This window comes from Synechococcus sp. H55.11, from assembly GCF_047462475.1.
Classification (GTDB): Bacteria; Cyanobacteriota; Cyanobacteriia; order Thermostichales; family Thermostichaceae; genus Thermostichus.
This window is the reverse complement of the sequence record NZ_JANSJI010000108.1, coordinates 1-1,718: the sequence shown is the minus strand read 5'-3', so window position 1 is coordinate 1,718 and position 1,718 is coordinate 1. Positions and strand designations below refer to the sequence as shown.

Sequence of the window (1,718 nt, the reverse complement as noted above, 5' to 3'; positions counted from 1 at the left end):
GCTGCCTTTTTTCTGGTCAACTCAAGAAGATTCGGCACAATGGGGAAAGCCATTTCACCCTTACCAAGCAGTTGAGGACATCGCTATGGCCTACAAACTCTGGATCGACGGCCAATGGGTCGATAGCCAAGGGGGGGGCTTGATGACCATCGAGAACCCGGCTACTGGCGAGGAACTAGCAGAGGTGGTGGATGCCAGCCCGGCCGATGTGGATCGGGCGGTGCAGGCTGCCCAGACGGCCTTTTACGATGGCCGTTGGTCGAAACTCACGCCTGGCGAGCGCTCCCTGGCCCTCTGGAAATTGGCGGATCTCATCGAAGCTCGCGCCGCCGAATTGGCACGTGTAGAGTCGGAAAACACCGGCAAGCCCTACGAGCTGGTGAGCTTGGGGGGAGATTTGCCGTTTGCGGTCGACAATCTGCGTTTCTTCGCTGCTGCCGCCCGCGACATCCATGGCTTCAGCGCCGGAGAATACGCCAAGGGTTACACCTCGCTATTTCGCAAAGAGCCGGTGGGGGTGTGCGCGCAAATTACCCCCTGGAACTACCCGCTGCTGATGGCCGTCTGGAAGATCGGCCCTGCTCTGGCTGCTGGCTGTACGGTGGTGCTCAAGCCTGCTCCCACCACCCCTCTGACCACTCTGATGCTGGGGGAACTGATCGCTGAAGCCGGGATCCCGCCGGGGGTTGTGAACATTGTTACCGGGGGCAATGCCACCGGCCAAGCTTTGGTGGAGCACCCGCAGGTGCGCATGGTCAGCCTTACCGGCTCTACCGCCACCGGCAAGCAGGTGATGCGCACCGCCGCCAATACCCTGAAGCGGGTGCATTTGGAGTTGGGGGGGAAAGCGCCCTTCCTGGTTTTTGCAGATGCCGACGTGGAAAGCGTGGCCGCCAAGGCCGCCTTCGCCGCCACGTTCAACACCGGCCAGGACTGTACGGCAGCCACCCGCGTCTATGTGCACGAGAGCAAGCTGGCGCAGGTGCAGGAGGCCATTGTGGAGGCGATGCGCAAAGTGACACTGGGATCCCCTTTTGAGGCGGGGGTGGAGATGGGTCCTTTGGTCTCGGCAGCCCAGCGGGAGCGGGTGATGGGATTTGTGGAGCGGGCCAAAGCCGAAGGGGCCAAAGTGCTGACTGGCGGGCGGATCCCTTCCCAGTTTGACCGGGGCTACTACTACGAACCCACAGTGATTGCCAATGTCGATCAAAAAGCGGAGATCGTGCAGAGTGAGGTTTTTGGGCCGGTTCTCACGCTCGGCTCGTTCCGCGAAGAAGCGGAGGCGCTACGCCTGGGCAATGACGTCCTATACGGGTTGGCGGCTTCTGTGTGGACTCAAGACATCGGACGAGCCATGAAACTAGCCGCTGAGCTGGAGGTGGGCACCGTCTGGATCAACGACCACATTCCCATTGCCTCTGAGGCTCCCCATGGCGGCTTCAAACAATCGGGATTTGGCAAAGATCTTTCCGCCGAGGCGGTGCGCGACTATCAGATTACCAAGCATGTGATGATCGCCACCCCCTGAAGCTACGACCATCCTGAGCAGCCATAAAACGAAACAGCAGCAGTTCAACAGGGACATCTCCAGTTTTCCGGAAACCCTTTGCTGCCTCGTTCGCCCCGGCAGCGCGGAGCGCTATCTCAATCTCCCCTCTCCCTTTGGGAGAGGGGCTGGGGGTGAGGGAGCAGAGCGGTCTGGGAACGTCCCTAGAAAT

Annotated in this window: 1 protein-coding gene; it reads left to right on the top strand. The window is 60.6% G+C overall.

Going from position 1 to position 1,718, the window contains the following annotated elements:
* Window positions 1-85: 85 nt before the first annotated feature.
* Complete coding sequence (locus NW853_RS04820) at window positions 86-1,528, top strand: gamma-aminobutyraldehyde dehydrogenase (RefSeq protein WP_414336129.1); 1,443 nt, start codon at window positions 86-88, stop codon at window positions 1,526-1,528.
* Window positions 1,529-1,718: the final 190 nt, after the last annotated feature.